At 60.5% G+C, this 17,605-nt stretch carries 15 protein-coding genes; 7 read left to right on the plus strand and 8 right to left on the minus strand.

Going from position 1 to position 17,605, the window contains the following annotated elements; all coding sequences use genetic code 11:
- Positions 1 to 180 precede the first annotated feature (180 nt).
- The gene (locus tag IEW18_RS02120) at positions 181 to 1,662 is read left to right on the plus strand and encodes a BatD family protein (RefSeq protein ID WP_188556151.1); all 1,482 of its coding nucleotides are present in this window, start codon (positions 181 to 183) and stop codon (positions 1,660 to 1,662) included.
- Between the two features lie 97 nt (positions 1,663 to 1,759).
- Positions 1,760 to 2,839, plus strand: a complete 1,080-nt coding sequence (gene aroC, locus IEW18_RS02125) for a chorismate synthase (protein WP_188556348.1) — start codon at positions 1,760 to 1,762, stop codon at positions 2,837 to 2,839.
- A 231-nt stretch (positions 2,840 to 3,070) separates the two neighbouring features.
- Here aroC and IEW18_RS02130 read toward each other — a convergent pair whose 3' ends face one another.
- Together IEW18_RS02130 and IEW18_RS02135 are read right to left on the minus strand one after the other, a co-directional pair.
- Positions 3,071 to 4,429, minus strand: a complete 1,359-nt coding sequence (locus tag IEW18_RS02130; RefSeq protein ID WP_188556152.1) for an HTTM domain-containing protein — start codon at positions 4,427 to 4,429, stop codon at positions 3,071 to 3,073.
- A 55-nt stretch (positions 4,430 to 4,484) separates the two neighbouring features.
- Positions 4,485 to 5,858 (minus strand): sodium:proton antiporter, encoded by a 1,374-nt coding sequence (locus IEW18_RS02135; RefSeq protein ID WP_188556153.1) that lies wholly within the window; start codon positions 5,856 to 5,858, stop codon positions 4,485 to 4,487.
- A gap of 280 nt (positions 5,859 to 6,138) precedes the next feature.
- Between IEW18_RS02135 and IEW18_RS02140 the strand changes: the two genes are divergently transcribed.
- Entirely contained in the window at positions 6,139 to 6,774 is a 636-nt protein-coding gene (locus IEW18_RS02140; protein ID WP_188556154.1) for a NifU family protein, read from the plus strand.
- Between the two features lie 396 nt (positions 6,775 to 7,170).
- On the opposite strand, the gene secDF is transcribed toward IEW18_RS02140, so the two are convergent.
- The 6 genes from secDF to IEW18_RS02170 all read right to left on the minus strand — a co-directional run bounded on the left by secDF (position 7,171) and on the right by IEW18_RS02170 (position 13,294).
- Entirely contained in the window at positions 7,171 to 10,164 is a 2,994-nt protein-coding gene (gene secDF, locus IEW18_RS02145) for a protein translocase subunit SecDF (protein WP_188556155.1), read from the minus strand.
- A 165-nt stretch (positions 10,165 to 10,329) separates the two neighbouring features.
- Complete coding sequence (locus IEW18_RS02150) at positions 10,330 to 10,698, minus strand: hypothetical protein (RefSeq protein WP_188556156.1); 369 nt, start codon at positions 10,696 to 10,698, stop codon at positions 10,330 to 10,332.
- 249 nt (positions 10,699 to 10,947) lie between these two features.
- Positions 10,948 to 11,406 carry a DUF4268 domain-containing protein gene (locus tag IEW18_RS02155; protein ID WP_188556157.1) on the minus strand — a complete coding sequence of 153 codons (459 nt, stop codon included), beginning with the start codon at positions 11,404 to 11,406 and terminating at the stop codon, positions 10,948 to 10,950.
- Between the two features lie 18 nt (positions 11,407 to 11,424).
- Entirely contained in the window at positions 11,425 to 12,060 is a 636-nt protein-coding gene (locus tag IEW18_RS02160) for a uridine kinase family protein (RefSeq protein ID WP_188556158.1), read from the minus strand.
- A 327-nt stretch (positions 12,061 to 12,387) separates the two neighbouring features.
- Positions 12,388 to 12,981, minus strand: coding sequence for an RdgB/HAM1 family non-canonical purine NTP pyrophosphatase (gene rdgB / locus IEW18_RS02165; RefSeq protein ID WP_188556159.1), 594 nt, complete (start codon positions 12,979 to 12,981; stop codon positions 12,388 to 12,390).
- Positions 12,982 to 13,108: 127 nt separating this feature from the next.
- Positions 13,109 to 13,294: a hypothetical protein gene (locus tag IEW18_RS02170; protein ID WP_188556160.1), complete on the minus strand. Its 186-nt coding sequence runs from the start codon at positions 13,292 to 13,294 to the stop codon at positions 13,109 to 13,111.
- A 209-nt stretch (positions 13,295 to 13,503) separates the two neighbouring features.
- On the opposite strand from IEW18_RS02170, the gene IEW18_RS02175 reads away from it, so the two are divergent.
- The 4 genes from IEW18_RS02175 to hemC all read left to right on the plus strand — a co-directional run bounded on the left by IEW18_RS02175 (position 13,504) and on the right by hemC (position 17,575).
- A complete protein-coding gene (locus IEW18_RS02175; RefSeq protein WP_188556161.1) occupies positions 13,504 to 13,749 on the plus strand; it encodes a type B 50S ribosomal protein L31 in 246 nt (81 codons plus the stop codon).
- 176 nt (positions 13,750 to 13,925) lie between these two features.
- On the plus strand, positions 13,926 to 15,134 hold the full coding sequence (locus IEW18_RS02180) for a GlmU family protein (protein WP_188556162.1): 1,209 nt from the start codon (positions 13,926 to 13,928) through the stop codon (positions 15,132 to 15,134).
- A gap of 122 nt (positions 15,135 to 15,256) precedes the next feature.
- Positions 15,257 to 16,393, plus strand: coding sequence for a DNA polymerase III subunit (locus IEW18_RS02185; protein WP_188556163.1), 1,137 nt, complete (start codon positions 15,257 to 15,259; stop codon positions 16,391 to 16,393).
- A gap of 240 nt (positions 16,394 to 16,633) precedes the next feature.
- Entirely contained in the window at positions 16,634 to 17,575 is a 942-nt protein-coding gene (hemC, locus tag IEW18_RS02190) for a hydroxymethylbilane synthase (RefSeq protein ID WP_188556164.1), read from the plus strand.
- Positions 17,576 to 17,605 lie beyond the last annotated feature (30 nt).

Consider the following 17,605-nt stretch of genomic DNA (forward strand, 5'->3'; position numbering starts at 1 on the left):
GTGGTTTTGAGGGGAATTACGACCTGGGCTCAGCTATGGATTTAAAAAAGCCAAAATCTTATAAGTCAGGTTATGTAACTGCGTAAGAGGTAGGAGTGAATCTGGGTAGTCAATGCTGCTTGGTTAGCACTGACGCCGGTTTTCTATAGCTTTGACGGGTTGACTTGTTGTGAATAGCTGATGCGCTTTTTCTTTGTTCTTCTGGGCGTGCTATGGGTAGGGTGCGGAATAGTTGCCGGGCAGAAGCAGCCACCAACGGCTGACATTGTACTGGGCAAGTCAACATTTCCTATTAATGAGTACTATACCATTAGCTTCCGGCTGCGGGGCGCCCCGCTGGAGCGCTATTCGGCCTTTCCAGAAATTGAGGGCTTCAAAAAAAGTGGCAAGTCTAGTACCACTACCACACGCACGGTTAACGGCCAGAGCTCTACGGAACTGACCATCACCCAACGCTATGCGGCTTTTGACCCGGGCACCTTCGCGGTGAAACCTTTCAGCATGACCGTCAATGGTCTCACAATTCGCTCGGAGGGAGCAGCCTTGCGCGTTAATCCACAGCAGGCTACTGCTACGCCACCCGCGCCCGGGCCTGCACCGGGGGCCAGCCCCTTGCAAGGCATTGGGTTGCTGGATAAGCTGTTTGGAAAGCCCAAACCCCAGGAATACGTGGAGCCTCAGGATCAGGCATTCCTGGCCGTAGTACCCGATAAAACCAGCGTGTTTGTGGGGCAGGGAGTACACGTGGGGCTGTATTTCTACCTGGCGCCCCAAGACCAGGCCGTGCTGAACTTCTACAATTTTGCCCAGCAGCTCCCTGGCATTATCCGCCAGCTCCGGCAGCGCACCGTGTGGGAGGAAAGCTTCGATGAGCAGGAAGTACTGCCCGAAAACGTAATCGTCGGGGGCAAGCCCTTCCTGCGTTACCGGCTCTGGGAGGCCGAGCTGTACCCGCTGAACACCCAGCCCCTGACGTTTCCGGCCGTGGCCCTGCAGATGGTGAAATACAAAGTGGCCAAAAAACCAGCCCCGGGCCTCGACAACCGCCTGGCAGGATATAAAATCTATTACGCCAACGCCCGTACTATTCCAGTGAAGGCCCTGCCTCCGCATCCGCTCCGCGACCAAGTGCCGGTGGGTAGCTACCGGGTAAAGGAAGCCATCGACCGGACTACTTTTCGAACGGGCAAAGCCTTTACGTACACCTTCAGCGTGGAAGGCGAAGGCAACTTGGCGGCTATTAACCTGGAGGCGCTGCCTGCTTCGGAGGCCGTGGAAGTGTACGGCCCGGAGGTGCAGCAGGAACTTACGCGTGAGGGCGGAAGGGTAGGGGGGCGCAAAAGCTTTCAGTTCCGGCTGGTGGCGCGCCGGCCCGGTCCCGTGGCCCTCGACACGCTGTTTCGGGTGGTTGTGTTTAATCCCGCAACCGCGCGCTACGATACACTGCGGGCCGGTTTGCAGCCGGTGGTGCGGGGGCCGGTGCGTACTACTTCTACCTTTCGGGCGCGGCTAGATGACCCGTTTTACCGCACTGCCCTGCCCGAGGCGGATGCTACCCTGCATCCGCGCGACACCTACCGGGATGTGCGCCGGTACGCCAACGTGGTGGTGGTGGTCCTGCTGCTGATGGCCGGCGTTGGGTGGTGGCGGGCCAGAAGGTAAGGGGATGAAATTGTGAAATGGGGAGTTTGCTGTGCTACTTGCACCGGTGGCGCAGTTTGAACGACAAGCTTCCCATCTCACCATCTCACTATTTCACCTGATGAACACCTTCGGCACCCTGTTTCGCATCACTACCTTCGGAGAATCGCACGGGCCGGGTATTGGGGTAGTAGTAGATGGGTGCCCGGCGGGGCTGGCCCTCACAGCGGCCGATATTCAGGCGGCCCTGGACCGGCGCCGGCCCGGCCAGAGCGACCTGACGACCCCGCGCAAGGAGGCCGATCAGGTCGAGATGCAGTCGGGCATTTTCGAGGGCTATACCACCGGCACGCCCATCAGCCTGTTCATTCGCAACCAGGACCAGCACAGCCACGACTACTCCCACATCGAGCACGCTTACCGTCCTTCCCACGCCGACTATACCTACGACCAGAAGTACGGCCGGCGCGACTACCGGGGCGGCGGCCGCAGCTCGGCCCGCGAAACCGCCGCGCGCGTGGCCGCCGGCGCCGTAGCCCAGAAGCTGCTGGCGCAACACGGCATTCAGGTGAGCAGCTACGTGTCGCAGGTGGGCGCGGTGGCCGTGCCCGTGGGCTACGAGCAGCTGGACCTGGGCCTGATTGAAAGCAACCCCGTGCGCTGCCCCCACCCCGAAACGGCCGCGCGCATGGCCGAGCTCATCCGCCAGACCCGCGACCGGCACGACACGGTAGGCGGCCTGGTGACGGGGGTAGTGCGGGGCGTGCCGGCCGGCCTCGGCGAGCCGGTGTTCGACAAGCTGCACAGCGAGTTGGGCCGGGCCATGCTTAGCATCAACGCCGTGAAGGGCTTCGAGTACGGCTCGGGCTTCGCGGGCGTACACCTGTTCGGCTCTGAGCACAACGACGCGTTTTATACCGATGAGGCTGGGCAGGTGCGCACCCGTACCAACCACAGCGGCGGTATTCAGGGTGGCATCAGCAACGGCCAGGACATTTACTTCCGCGTCGCCTTTAAGCCGGTGGCTACCATTCTGCAGCCCCAGGCTACCATCAACGACCAGGGCGAAGCCATCAGCCTCGCCGGCCGCGGCCGCCACGACCCTTGCGTGCTACCCCGCGCCGTGCCCATTGTAGATGCCATGACCAGCCTCGTGCTAGCTGACATGCTGCTGCGCGCCCGCGCCAACCGCGCGTAACCTGCTCAGTAAGAATAGTTGAGAAGACTACCGCGTCATTCCGGCACAGGGAGAATTTGAGTTGAATCGTAGTAGTGTCAAGCCGTGACATGGTGAACCCAGATTCCTCCTTACAGTCGGAATGACACTCGTGCTGGGAGTTGCTAACAGTTCGCTTAAAGGCTCTCACGCCGAGTGGATTGGAGGATAACGACCTCATAATAATGCACCAGCTTTAGCTGCTACCGCGCACTACTTGCTTTGCGTGTAAGCGGGCTCAATCCAGGGGTAAGGAGAGAGGCTACGCTTTAGAGTTAACAAATTCAGCTTTGGGCTCACCAAGGGCTGGGGTGGGTGCCCGTTCAGGCTTAGCCATGAGTCGCAGTGGATGGCAACCGGACGAAGGCCGCGCCGCTGATAGTCCCGGGCCAGCAGATGGGCAAACTGCAGGATAAGGTCGGGGCTATTCACCAGCTTGTTTACTTGGTTGCGGGTCAGATAGGTAGCGGGCTGTACTATCTCCTCGCGGCCACCGGGTAGGCGCACCCGGAAAACAGCCGACCCGGATTTCGTGCGCAGCATCAGGTGCCAGCTGAAGCGGTGGCCTTCCTCGGTCCAGTGCACCTGGCCGGGGTAGAGCAGGTAGCGCAGTGGCAAGGTTAGCTGTACGAGCAGGTAAGCGCCCAGCCCCGCCAGTATCCAGCGTTGGAAAGGGGTAGCATGCGGTGGAACCTGCTCCGCTGCGTCTGCTGATGCCACGTCAGCAAGGGGGAGGCGCTGCCGAAACCAACGGCCTACAAACCCTGGCAGGCGGCGCGGAAAATCAGGAGCGAAAAACAGGCTGGTCAGCAGCAGGGAAAACCACGGAAACGTACCCAGCCCAAATACTACCACATTCATCAGGTGGAAAGCGGCGGCCAGGCCAAATGCCCACGGTCGGGTCCGGCGGATGAGCAGCAGGGGCACTACCAGGGCATCGAACAGCAGGCCGCCGTAGCTCATCAGCCAGGCGGTAGGAGCAGCGGCCAGCACCGGCCCCAGCACGGGGTAGTGCGCTCTGGCCGCCAACCAAATGCCCAAAGGGCGGGCCGCCAGCCAGTCGGGGTTGAGCTTGGCCAGGGCCGCAAACACGTACACCAACCCCACCTGAAACAGCACCAGGCTTCGCGTCCAGGCGGGGGTAGTGGCGGCCGGCCGTACCCGCCCGGCGCGCACATCGGCGGAGGCCGCGTGGTGGGCCGGGAGGCAGACCAGCACGGCCGCCAGCAGGGCGTAGAGGTAGAAGTGGTTGATGTACTCCGTTTCCTCCAGCAGCAGCAAGGCCCCGTAGCCCAGGCTCAGCAGCCCGGCCATCAGGCGGTAGTGCCAGCCGGCAGCCACGGCCAGCCCGGCCCCTAGTACCAGCCCGTACACGGCGTATATGCCCGCCGGGGGCGGAGCGGGCAGCCATTCCCAGCCGATATAGCGGAAGTGGAACTGCGGCTCGGTGTAGTTGCGTACCCGGCCAATGACCAAGCCGCCGGCGTGCTCCAGGGCCATCAGGAAGCCAGCGCCCAACCGGAAGTACACCAGCCAAGCAATATCAACGGGCCGAAAAAGGGCAGATTTCAAGCGAGCAACCATAGCACCTGCCATACGCGCGTTCCACGGCTGCGGATTGCTCTCCTTACGAGCCCCACAGCAGCCAGCCGCTGATAATGCCGAGCACCGGCAGCAGATAAGGCAAGGCGTAGCAGCCTATGTAACCGAAGAAGCTGGGCATGGGCACGCCTTCCTTTTCGGCAATGGCGCGCACCAGAAAGTTAGGCCCGTTGCCGATGTAGGTTAGTGCCCCGAACAGCACGGCGCCGCTGGAAATGGCCCGTAGCAACGGCTGGGTTGTTGCGTTGGCGGCAAAGTGCTGCACGGCGCTGGTCTGGGCGAAGTCGAGCTGGTGCCCCGCCAAGCTCAGCCCCAGAAAGGAGGCGTAGGTGGGCGCATTATCCAGAAAGGCCGAAAGCACGCCCGTCAGCCAGTACAGCGCGGCCGGGGTAAGCCGACTTGCCACGGCCGGATCGGCGGCTACGTGGGCCGCCGTTTGCAGGGCCGGTATCATGGTCAGGAAGATGCCGAAGAAAAGAAACGCTACCTCCCGAATAGGGCCAAAGGTGAAGTGATTTGCCGCCAACGCCTTCGGGTGAGCCGTGCGGTAGCAGCCCCAGGCCGCCAGCAGCTGAATGGCTTCGCGCACAAAGGAAATTTTCAGCCCGGCTACGGGCAGCGTGGGCAACCAGGGCAGTTGGCTCGGACTCAGAAAAACGGCGCCCAGCACCAGCAGCAGCCACAGCAAATTGTAGCGGCCATTGAAATCGTAGAGGGGTAAGCCTTTTTTAGCGTGGGCCCGGCGTCGCTCACTGCGGGACAACGGCGCGGGGTAAGCCGTGCGCCGATCCAGCAGCCAGAACAGCAGCAGCAACAGTCCATTAGCCAGCAGCCACGGAGCAAACAGATGCTGGGCAGTCCAGAAAAAAGGCACCCCGCGCAGGTAACCGATAAACAAAGGGGGGTCGCCGAGGGGCGTGAGCAGGCCGCCCGCGTTGCTTACAATAAAGATAAAGAACACGATGTGGTAGGGCCGAATCCGCTGGTCGTTCAGCCGGATAAAGGGCCGAATCAGCATCAGAGAAGCCCCCGTAGTGCCCACCACCGATGCCAGCACGGCCCCCCCGGCCAGCAGCAGCACGTTGCGGGTCGGCGTGCCCGGTACGTTGAGGTTCAGGTACAAGGTGCCACCCACCACAAACAGCGCCGCGAGCAGCACCACGAAAGAAGTGTACTCCGCCAGGGTTTCTACGGCCGTGTGCCAGTCGTGCCGGACCAAGCCGTAGTAGCCCAGCATCAGCAGGCCCAGCCCCACGGCCACGTGGGCGTACCACCGCTCCCAAAAGTGCGGAAACAGCAGCGGCCCGGCGGCAATTAGGGCCAGCAAACCAAAAAAAGGCAGGAGTAGGGGCCAGGCAGGCGGCGTGGCAGCAGTAAGCAGCAGGAATGGATAGGTCATAGGCGCGGGTAAATCTACGGGCAACCGGCGTTTGGTGCCGCAGTAGCATCTGGCAGTTTAGCACACTCCGAGCAGCAGTACGTAGGTTACTGGCCGCCGCGCCTACCCCGCGCGAGATTTGCCAAAGCCAAGTGGGCATCCGAAAACGGCACTTCTAACTGGCAACTCTTGTTCCTACATTCGGTTACCTTTGTAACCATTGCCGCCCAAGGCGGTTTATCTGGTCCGGTCGATCATATTCGGCCGACTTTCCCTTCGCTTGTCTCCAAGTCTTTCAAACATGGCTGAACAACTCACTGCCCCCGCTGCGCCGGTTTCTATCTACGCCGAAGCCAGCCCCAACCCCGAATCCATGAAGTTCGTGCTCAATACCCAGCTGCTGGCAGATGGGGTGAGCGTGGACTATCCGAACCTGGAAGCCGCCGCCAACTCGCCGCTGGCCCAGGAGCTATTCAACTTCGATTACGTGGGCCGGGTGTTTATCGCCCAGAACTTCGTGACCATCACCAAAACCACGGAGCACCAGTGGGCCCAGCTAATCCCGGAGCTGCGCACCTTCCTGAAGTCGTACGTAGAGGCTGGCGGACCCATTTTCACCGTGGACCCCGCCGCTGAGCAGCGCGCTGCCCAGCAGGCCGCCGCCAACACCGGCGACGCTTCGGAGGCTGACCAGCAAACCAGCCAGAAAATCATCGACCTGCTTGATAACTACGTGCGCCCCGCCGTGGAGCAGGATGGGGGTAACATCACCTTCAAAAGCTACCACGAGGGCATCGTGACCGTGAACCTGCAAGGTTCGTGCTCCGGCTGCCCCTCCGCCACCGTTACCCTGAAGTCCGGCATCGAAAACCTGCTCAAGCGCATGGTACCCGAGGTGAAAGAGGTAGTTGCCGAGGGCGTAACCGCTAGCTTCTAACATCACGGCTGCAGCGGCTTGCACGAATTGTTGCAGTCGATTCCATACACAAAAGCCCCGCCATCTGGTGGGGCTTTTGTGCGTCTAATAGTCCACCCAGCAAGCGCACGCACTGCGCTAGGCTGGGTGGACAGATAACAAAAAACAAACGTCATTCCGAGCGGAGCGAGGAATCTGGCGTGCTGATGTTGGATTACCATTGCAACATCAGCACGCCAGATTCCTCGCTCCGCTCGGAATGACGTTCTTCTTTACTACCTCCACTCTAGGCCAAAACTTGCGGGCCGTTGGGGGCTGGGCGGCCTCTGCTTAATTACCCACAAAAAAGCCCGACCACATGGTCGGGCTTTTTTGTGGGTAGAGAAACTGTCAGCCACTGGCCAACAGCTAATGAAACTACACCTGCGCCGTGCTCAGCTTGGGTGCGTCGGCGTCGGTGGAGGTGTTCAGGCGCTCCTTTTCCTTGCGGCCGTAGGTGTCCAGGATAAGCGGCGCGGCAATGAACAGCGAGGAATACGTACCGAAGATGATACCGATAATCATGGCGAAGGAGAACGAACGAAGCGTTTCGCCGCCGAAGATGTAGAGTACCACCATTACCAGGAATACCGTCGTGAACGTAATCATGGTGCGGGAGAACGTGCTGTTCAGGGCCGGGTTTACCACCTGGGCGAAGGTGAGGTGCTTGTTTTCGCGCAGGTATTCCCTGATTCGGTCGTAGATAACGATGGTGTCGTTCATGGAGAAACCGATGGTAGTTAGCACGGCCGCCACGAACACCTGGTCCATCTCGTAGTTCAAGCCCAGGGCCCGCGCAATCGGGAAGGAGGCAATGACAATCAGGGCGTCGTGGAACAGGGCCACCACGGCTGCCATCGAGTACTGCCACTTCTCAAAGCGCAACAGCACGTACACGAAAATGGCCAGCAGGGTCAGGCCCAGGCTCAGTACCGAAGTGCGCTTGATGTCGTCGGCAATGGTAGCGCCTACCTTCGAGGAACTCTTGATAGTCGGGTTTTCGGCGCCGTACTTAGCCTTTAGGCCCGTCAGCAGCGCCGACTGCACCTTGTTATCAGCCTCCACGCTTTCGTCGCTGGCCAGGTAGCCCGTCGTGATGCGCAGGCGGCTTTCTGAGCCAAATGTTTTGGCTTCCGTGCCCGCGCCCCCAAAGTACTGGTTAGTGAGCAAGTCACGCACATCAGAAGCTACTACCGGCTTGTTGAAATCAACAATGTATTCGCGGCCACCGCGGAAGTCAACGCCCAGGTTGGGGCCACCCTGCAGATACATCAGCACAAAGCCGATGATGATAAACACCGTCGAGAAGGCGTAGGCAATCTTGCGCTTACCTACGATGTCGAAGTTGATGTTCTTGAACAGGTTGCGCGAAATGGAGGTGCTGAAGCTTAGGCTGGTGTTGCCGTTCTTCACCATGCGCTCAATAATGAGGCGCGACACGTACACGGCCGCCAGGAAGGAAGTAAACACGCCGATACCCAGGGTAATGGCGAAGTTCTGGACCGGACCCGTGCCGAAGAAGCCCAGAATCAGGGCAATAATCAGCTGGGTTACGTTGGAGTCGAAGATGGCGGTAGTAGCGCGCGAGTAGCCTTTGTTGATGGCGTCCGTGGGCTGCAAACCGTGGTCCAGCTCTTCCCGGATTCGCTCGAAAATCAGTACGTTGGCATCCACGGAGGCGGCAATTACCAGCAGCAGGCCCGCAATGCCCGGCAGGGTCAGGGCAAAGGACAACTGGGCCAGCACACCCATAATCAGGAACAGGTTGAACAGCAGCACGGCATCGGCTACCAGACCGGCCCGGCCATAGTACACAGCCATGAACAGCATGATAATAGCCAGGCCGCCAATCACCGAGAACAACCCTTGGTTGGTAGCTTCGCGGCCCAAGGAAGGACCTACAATAGCTTCTTCCACGATGCGGGTAGGAGCAGGCAGCTTACCAGCCTTCAGAATGTTAGCCAGGTCCTGCGCTTCTTCAATGGTGAAGTTGCCCGAAATGCTGGAGTTGCCACCGGCAATTTCCGCCTGCACCACCGGCGCCGAGTACACGTTATCGTCGAGCACAATGGCTACCTGCCGGCCAATGTTGGCCGCCGTGAGGCGCTGCCACTTGCGGGCCCCGCCGGGGTTCATTTGCATCGACACCTCGGCGCGGCCGCTCATCTGGTCGAAGTCACCGCGGGCGTCGCTGATTACCTCGCCGCCAATCGGGGCTTCCACGTCGCGGCTCTTGCGGATGGCGTAGAGTTGCAGGTATTCCTGGCCCTCAATTACGTCGGGCTTCACGCCCCACATGAAAGTGAGGTTGGAAGGTAGTACGGCGCGGGTGTCGGGGCTACGCAGCACGGCATTCACGCGGGCCGTGTCGCGGATGTTGGCGCCCAAGGTGCCGGGCATGGTAAACAGGCTACCCAGCACGTTTTTCTGGGGAGCAGCCGAGTCGGCCTTAGCCGTGGCGGCGGTGTTTTTCTTGGCCAGTTGGCTGGCCAGCGAAGTGGTGTCGCCGGGGACGGTAGCGGCGGCCGTGGCGGTAGTATCAGTGCTGGCGGCAGTAGCAGGGGTAGCGGCGGCCGTGGTGGCGGCGGCTGTTTCCTTGGCGCTCAACACCTGGTTGAGCTGGTTGAGGTAGGGCGCGAATTCGTCCTGACGCCATACTTCCCAGAACTCCAGCTTGGCCTGGCCCTGCACCAGCTTACGCACCCGGTCGGGGTTGTCCACGCCGGGCAGCTCAATCTGGATGCGGCCCGTGCCCTTCACCCGCTGAATGTTGGGCTGGCTGGTGCCGAATTTGTCGATGCGGGTGCGCAGGATGTTGAAGGAGCGGTCAATGGCTTCCTCTACTTCCTTGTTGATTTCGCCGATTACCTTCTCGTTGGTCGAGTTGATGTCGATGCCGCGGCTCTTGTTCGTGGTGTTGGCAAACACGCGGGCCAGCTTGTCGTTGGGTGCTACGTCGCGGAAGGCCTGGGCAAACAGGGTGGTGAACGGCGTCGAGGGGTTGGTCTTGCGCAGTTCCTGGGCCTGGTCGATGGCCTTGTTGAACACGGGGTCCTTGGAGTTGCCGCTCATGGCGCGCACAATTTCCACCGGCGAAACCTCCAGCGTTACGTGCATGCCGCCGTTCAAGTCCAGGCCCAAGCCCAGCTCCGATTGGCGCACGTCTTTATAGGTAAGCGGCCCAAATACGGGCGCGCGCCACACCGAATCGAGGTAGTGCTGACGGGCTTTTTCGTTGATCTGGCCGCTACGCGAGGCGTAGCGCGCCGCATCCTTCTGCACCCCGCGCGACACGAGGGTCAGCGAGAGGAAGTAGATGCACAACGCCGACACCAGAAGCGTCAGCGTAATGATGAGTCCTTTATTACGCATGAAATAAGTAGTTGATGTCCTAGGAAGGAAAGGGCTGATGCCCGGAAGCTGGGCCCGGAAGAAAGTAGTGAGGAAACAGCCGCTCGGTGGCCTGCCAGGACTAGGGCTGCATCAGCAACAGCATACCCAGCCCGTCAACTACAACAACACAAAGGGCCCCAGCCGCTAGGGAGCCTGGGGCGAGAGAGCCGCTACCAACAGCCGCACCCGGAACCAGTCCGGCACGGCGCTAGGGCAAGGGCGCGGCCCCGCGGGGCAGGCTGGCAACCACAGGGCTACGGGGAGCTCCAGGGGCTGCGGCAGCCACATATCGGCCGCCGGAGCTACCAGTAGCCCAAGCGGCGAAGTTGCTTCGAGTGTAACGCGCTGCTTGACCACCGCCGCCCGCGGGCCGGCCGCTACCCGGGTAGTACCGCCCGTAGGCAGCACCCGCAGCGTAGCCACAGCCTGGTGGTTCAGCCCCAGCACCATCAGCACGGTGGCTGTGATGAGGGCGAAACGCAGACGAGGTAAAAGGGCGGAGAAGGAAAGCAACGAGTTCGGGGTAAGAGCTACAAATATAGCTTTTTGCCTCCGGAGCCCAAAAAGTATCTGCACGCGTGGACTTTCTCCGAAAAGCGCAGGAGAAAGATCTGCTACCAACTACAGGGCCGAGTAAACCGGAGCGCGCAATGCTCAGGATGACAGGGGAACAGATCAACGTTTCCTACGCGGCTTCAACAACCAGTCTTCGGCGACGCACCCAGAATCCGTGTAATCCGTCCAATCCGTTTAAATCCGTGATTATTGCAGGTCTTCCAGGGGGTAGCGGGCCTGGCTCCAGAACTCGTCGAGGGCAATGAGGCGGGGCTTGAAAAAGGAAATCAGGGCGGGCCAGTCCTCCCGGTTCAGGGGGCTCACGCCCCGGAGCTCTTGCTGCACCCGGCTCAGCGGCTGCGCGTTTTCCTCGGCTTCTGCCTGCCACTCCCAGTCCTGGCCCGGAATGGCGGGCAATAGCTTGTGCAAGGCCTGCAGCTGCTCAAACTGCAGGGCCCGAATGTCGGCGTCGGGGTGGAGCAGCTCCAGGCCCACGGAGGCGCGGCGGTCCTCGGTGCGCATGCGCAGCTGCACGTGCTTCAGGCCGGTGCGGTAATTAATCCAGTTCACTGGTTCGCCTTCAGCCGAGGGCACCGGGGCCATGTACTGCCCAAACGTGGTCCAGAAGGCGTGGCGCAAGTGGGCGGCTTCAGCTTTGCTGTACATGAGCGGGGGTAGGAAGAGTTACTGCACCGAGCGGCCGGCTACTACCCGGCTGCGCAGGAAGGACACTAGCACGTCCAGGCCCTTGTCGAAGTGGCGGTTGTTGGGAATGATGATGTCGGCGTCGTGCTTGAAGGGCTTGATGTACTTCTCGTAGGTAGGCGCCACGTGGTTGGTGTAGCGGTAGAGTACGTCCTCCAAATCATAGCCCCGCTCGTCCCGGTCGCGCACAATGCGGCGCTGCAGCTTCACATGCTCCCGGGCATCGATGTACACTTTCAGGTCGAGCAGCTTGGCTACCTCTTCGAAGTAAAACACGAAAATGCCTTCCACCACCACAATCGGCGCGGGCCGGAACACCAGCTCGGCGGGCACCACATTGGGGTTGTTGAAGGTGTACTCCTGGCGGCGCACCTCCAGGCCCTGGCTGATGCGCAGCACATCGGCCGCGTACGCCTGGGAGTCGATGCTGCTGGGCAGGTCGAAGTTCGTGACGCCCTGGGCGTCAACTTGCTGACTTTCCCGCGGATGGTAGTAGTTGTCCTGCGAAATCAGGCAGATTTCTTCTTCGGGAAACGAGGCCAGCAGCCGGCGCAGAAAGGTCGTTTTGCCAGAGGCGCTGCCGCCCGTAATTCCGACGATGAAAGGGTGTTGCATGGAGGTGGGAATAGGCCCGTACCGGCGGGGCCAACCCTGCAAAAGTACGAAATGTAGCGGAGGGGCGGCGGTGAAATAGTAAAACGGTGGTTCGGTAAGGTAGTGATTGCGCGATTTCGCCTTGCCGGTTCTCTACCCGTGCTGTCACGACTAGGAAGCAGAACGAAGCCATGCGTGCTTTACCGAGTGCTACCCTTCTGAAGCCTGACAAGCCCCTGCCTCCACCACGGAAGTAGGGGCTTGTCAGGTTTATAGGCTGGTCACAGAAGAAAGGAAAGACGATGTCATCGTGCCTTCTTGCTAGGACAGCTCACTACCTTCTTTAGCTCACCGAATCACCGTTTCACCATTCAGAAACTGCACCAACCCGGCAACAGCGCGGGCACGGTGGCTGATGGCGTTTTTTTCTGCGAGGCTCATCTGGGCGAAAGTGCGGCCGTCGCCTTCCGTTGGCTGGAAGACGGGGTCGTAGCCAAACCCGTCCTGGCCGCGCACCTGCTCGGTAATCAGGCCATCGACGGCGCCGGCAAACTCGTGTACTTCACCGCCGGGTAGTACCAGGGCCACCACCGTTCGGAACTGCGCGGCGCGGTTGGGCTGGCCTTGCAGCTCGTGCAGCAACTTGGCTACGTTGTCGGCGGCCCGGCGCTGGGGGCCGGCGTAGCGGGCAGAGTACACGCCGGGCTCCCCGTTAAGGGCTGCTACTTCCAGGCCGGTATCATCGGCAAAACAGGCTACCCCGAAATGGTCCCACACGTACTGGGCCTTCTGGCGGGCGTTGCCCTCGAGCGTGGCCTGGGTTTCGGGCAGCTCCTGCTGGCAGCCGATATCCGCCAGGCTCAGAAGCTCAACGGAAGCTGGCAAAAGCGGACGAATCTCATCCAGTTTGTGGGCATTATTGGAGGCGAAGCAAAGGCGCATGCGGGCAGGTAGTCAGGTAAGCAGTGAAACAAAAAGCGGCTAAACCACCAGGAGGCAGCAAATCAGCGCGCGGCAAAACAACCGAAGAATACTTTGCTCAGCGAGAAAGCAGACGAGTTGGCGCAACTCAGCGGAACATAGTTTTAACTGTTTGCCAGGAGTGCGCCAGCAGGCGGCCCGGCTGGTCGGGGTGGGCGGCGGCTCCCGGGGGGCGGCCCGGGTGAGCGGCTGGTTCAGGTAGCGCCCGGTAGGTGCCATAGGCCAGCGCGACGCCAATTAGGACTAGAAATAAGAAGCTAATGATGCGTAACATAAGGTAAGGGTAAGGTAAGAGCAGGGGCAAAAAAGAAATTGACGGGGTAAGTATAACCAACGCTAGCGGGAAACATAAGGGGCTGGCAGCCAAGCCGGCGTAGCTGGGGCGAAAAGATAAAAAGAGCTTTTGAAATCCGGGCGTAACGTGTACTTTTGCAGTCCCTTCCGCAAAATCGGCAGGCAACAAGGTACAAACGGCATCAGACCATGAAAAAAGACATCCACCCCGAGTATCGCGAAGTCGTGTTTCAGGACACTTCCAGCGGCTTCAAATTTGTAACCCGCTCGACGATGGGCTCCAACGAGACCATCACGATGGAAGACGGCAAAACCTACCCTGTTATCAAGGTGGAAGTTAGCTCGGAGTCGCACCCCTTCTACACCGGCAAAAACGTACTGCTCGACACTGCTGGCCGCGTAGAGAAGTTCATGAACCGCTACAAGAAAAAGTAATTTCGCTTTCTGGCCGCAAGCGTTGCGCTGGCGCCGGACTGAAATACTTTTTAATAGAAGCTCCTGCTGGCATTCGTCGGCAGGAGTTTTTCTTTGCAATCCGGTTGGGCTGACCTGGCCCGCTTCTTTGCACCGGCGCCCTGGGGTACCGCCTCTCTTACTCGCTACTTTCTGCCATGCATATTCTGCTCTTCGACGACCCGGCCATCCGTCCCCATCTGCTGCCCTTCACCTTCACGCGCCCGGTGGCGGCCCTGCGCTGCGGCATCCTGACGCTGGCCGAAAAATGGCAGCACCGCCTGCAGGCCGACCGCGTAGGCTACCTCACCCAAGAGTACCTGCAGGCCAAGTTTCCGGCCGGCAATACCCAGGGCCCGGCCCTGGTAATCAACGGCGCGGTGTGCCCCGACGATTTGCTGGCCCAGCAGGTGCAGGCCCTGGCCCCCGGCGAGGCCTTGTTTGATGAGGAAATGCTCGTTGCTGCCCACCTGGCCGATGCCAGCCAGGTAGCGGAGCTGATTCAGGACGGCTTCCAGAAAAGCCGCGAAGTAGCCGAGCCCGTCACGGTCATTCAGGAAGTGTGGCACTTGTTTCTGCGCAACGGCGCCGAAATCCGCCGCGACTTTGACCTGCTAACCAAGGGTAGGGAGTCGGCGCCGGTAGGCGACGCGCACACCATCGTGTACGCTCCGGAAAACGTCTTCATTGAGCCGGGCGTGAAGATTCGGGCCGCCATTCTGAACGCTGAGAACGGGCCCATTTACCTCGGCAAAAACTCCCAGGTGCACGAAGGCGCCATTATCAGCGGGCCCTTAGCCTTGTGCGAGGGCAGCCACATCAACGCGGGCGCCAAAATGCGCGGCGACAATACCGTGGGGCCATATTCTAAGGTTGGCGGCGAGGTAGGCAACAGCATCCTGCTGGGCTACAGCAACAAAGGCCACGACGGCTACCTGGGCAACTCCGTCATTGGCGAGTGGTGCAACCTCGGGGCCGATACCAACACCTCGAACCTGAAGAATAACTACGCTGCGGTAAAAATCTGGAGTCACTCGGCGGGCCGGTTCGTGAACACCGGCCAGCAGTTCTGCGGGCTGATGATGGGTGACCATAGCAAGTGTGGCATCAACACCATGTTCAACACCGGCACGGTGGTGGGGGTAGGGGCCAACATCTTCGGGGCCGGCTTCCCGCGCACCTTCATTCCGAGCTTTAGCTGGGGCGGGGCGGCTGGTTTTGAAACCTTTAAGCTTCCAAAGGTGAACGAGGTAGCCGAGCGCGTCATGGCCCGCCGTCAGCTGGAGTACGATGCAACCGAGCAGGCCATCATGCGCCACGTGTACGATGCCACGGGCCAGGACCGGGTGTGGGAGCGGGCTAATTAGGAATGAGGAGTTGGGAATGAGGAATGGGGAAACTTCATCGTCCGCTCAAAGCAGGTGCATAAGCGCGAGCTGCTCCTGTATGTGCCTTTGTGCTATCCATTCCTCATTCACGACAGATATAGATGCGTTTTTCTGAAATTCCTGGTCAGCAGCCGGTAAAGGAGGTGCTTGTTCGGAGCGTGCGGCGCAACCACGTGGCCCACGCCCAGCTGTTTCGCGGGGCGGAGGGCTCGGCGGCACTGGCGCTGGCGCTGGCTTACGCTACCTTCCTGAACTGCGAAAACCGCACGCCCGAGGCCGAGGACTCGTGCGGGCGCTGCCCGAGCTGCCAGAAAACCGACAAGCTCATCCACCCCGATCTGAACTTCATCCTGCCCGTCACGACCACCAAAACCGTGACCAAGGATGCCATCAGCAGCAAGTTCGCGGCGGAGTGGCGCGCCTTCGTACTGGAGAATCCCTACCAGGGCCTCAACGACTGGATGCAGCACATTGGGGCTGAAAACAAGCAGGGTAGCATTTCCAAGGACGAAAGCCTGCACCTGCTCAAGCTGGTTTCTTTGAAAGCCTTTGAAGCTCAGTTCAAGCTTGTCATCATCTGGCTGCCAGAACTGATGCACCCCTCGGCGGCCAACGCCGTGCTGAAGCTCTTGGAGGAGCCGCCACCCGCCACCGTGTTTCTGCTGGTCAGCTACGCGCCCGAACAGCTGCTGCCCACCATCATCAGCCGGGTGCAGCCGGTAGTCGTGCGGGCGCTTGCCGAGGATGAGCTGACGGCCTGGCTGCGCGATGAGCAGCACGTGCCCGAAGTAAAGGCCCGGCAGCTGGCCCAGCTGACCGAAGGCAACATTGGGGCGGCGCTGGCGGCCCAGGCGGCTGGCCCCGCCGACACCGATTACTTCGACTTGTTTGCCAAGTGGATGCGCACCTGCTACGGCAACAAGGTGATGGAGATGCTGGAAAAGGCCGACGAATTCCAGAAGCTGGGCCGCGAAAACCAGAAGGAGTTTCTGCAGTATGCCCTCACGCTCCTGCGCAAGGTGCTGCTGTTCGGCCTCGACCCGCAACTGGTGCCCCACCTGCCGGCTCAGGAGCAGCAGTTCGTGCAGGGCTTCAGCCGCTTCGTGACGGCGCGCAACGCTGAGCCCATTGCGCAGGAAATCAACGAGGCGCACTACCACGTGGAGCGCAACGCTAACCCCCGAATGGTTTTCGTGGACGCTTCTCTGCGCGTTGCCGAACTACTGCGGGCCGCTTAGCGAAGAACAAGCCCGTGACTAAAAAAAGGCCTTTCCAAGCTGTAAACCCAGAAAATACAGCTTGCTAAAAAGCTATAGTACCTGTTAAACGAGCTATAGCCAGCGTTGTCGTTGTTGGTCGGCGTATCTTTGCCGGTGGCTTTTAGGCTAGCGCAACGTCTTGTTCTGCTTCCGCATTGGTAGCGGCGGCGGGCAAAGAAAGGACTTGCGTTGTACATCCGCACTATCTGTATTCTGATTTTGAAAACGTTCATTCGCATTGGTACCCGCGGCAGCAAGCTGGCCCTGTGGCAGGCCCACCACGTAGCCGACCAACTCAGCGCCGCCGGCCTGACGCCGGAAATCGTCATCATTACGACCAAAGGTGACGTGGTGCTGGACCGCTCCCTGGATAAAATCGGGGCCAAAGGCGTGTTCACGGAGGAGCTGGAGGAAGGCCTGCGTACGGGCTACGTTGATATTGCCGTGCACAGCGCCAAAGACGTGCAAAGCAGCATCCCGGCCGATCTGGAGTTGCTGGCCTTTATGGAGCGGGAGCAGGTCAATGACGTTATCGTGAGCTTCGACCCTGACCTGGACCTGCAGCGCCCCGACCTGGTACTAGGCACCAGCAGCACCCGCCGCAAGGCTATGTTGCGCCGCTTTCTGCCCCATGCTACTACCGCCGAGGCCCGCGGCAACCTGCAAACCCGCCTGCGGAAGCTGGAAGAAGGCCAGTACCACGGCCTCGTGCTGGCGTACGCCGGCGTCCACCGCATGGAGTACGACAATTTGATTCGCTACGTGCTGCCCGAAACCCAGTACGTGCCGGCTACCGGTCAGGGCAGCGTGGCCATTGAGTGCGCCCGCAGCCTGGACCCGGAACTGAAAGCAGAGCTCCGTCGGAGCCTCGACCACCCGGCTACTCACGCCTGCCTGGCCACGGAGCGGGCCTTCCTGCGCACCATGGAGGGCGGCTGCAGCATCCCGTCCTTCGCCCTGGCTACCCTCTCCGCCGACGGGCAACAGGTGCAGCTGCACGGCGGCCTTATCAGCCTCGACGGGCAGGAGTTTATTGATGAAATACAGGCTGCCCCCGTAGCGGAAGGAGAAGCACTGGGTATCCGTCTGGCTGAAGCGGTACTCGCCCGCGGCGGCCGGCAAATTCTGGATAGCATCCGGCGGGAGCGGAGCGAGGTGTAAACAGCTTCCTTCGCCGCTAGTCCAGGAAAA

Source organism: Hymenobacter glacieicola (assembly GCF_014640315.1).
Lineage (GTDB): Bacteria > Bacteroidota > Bacteroidia > Cytophagales > Hymenobacteraceae > Hymenobacter > Hymenobacter glacieicola.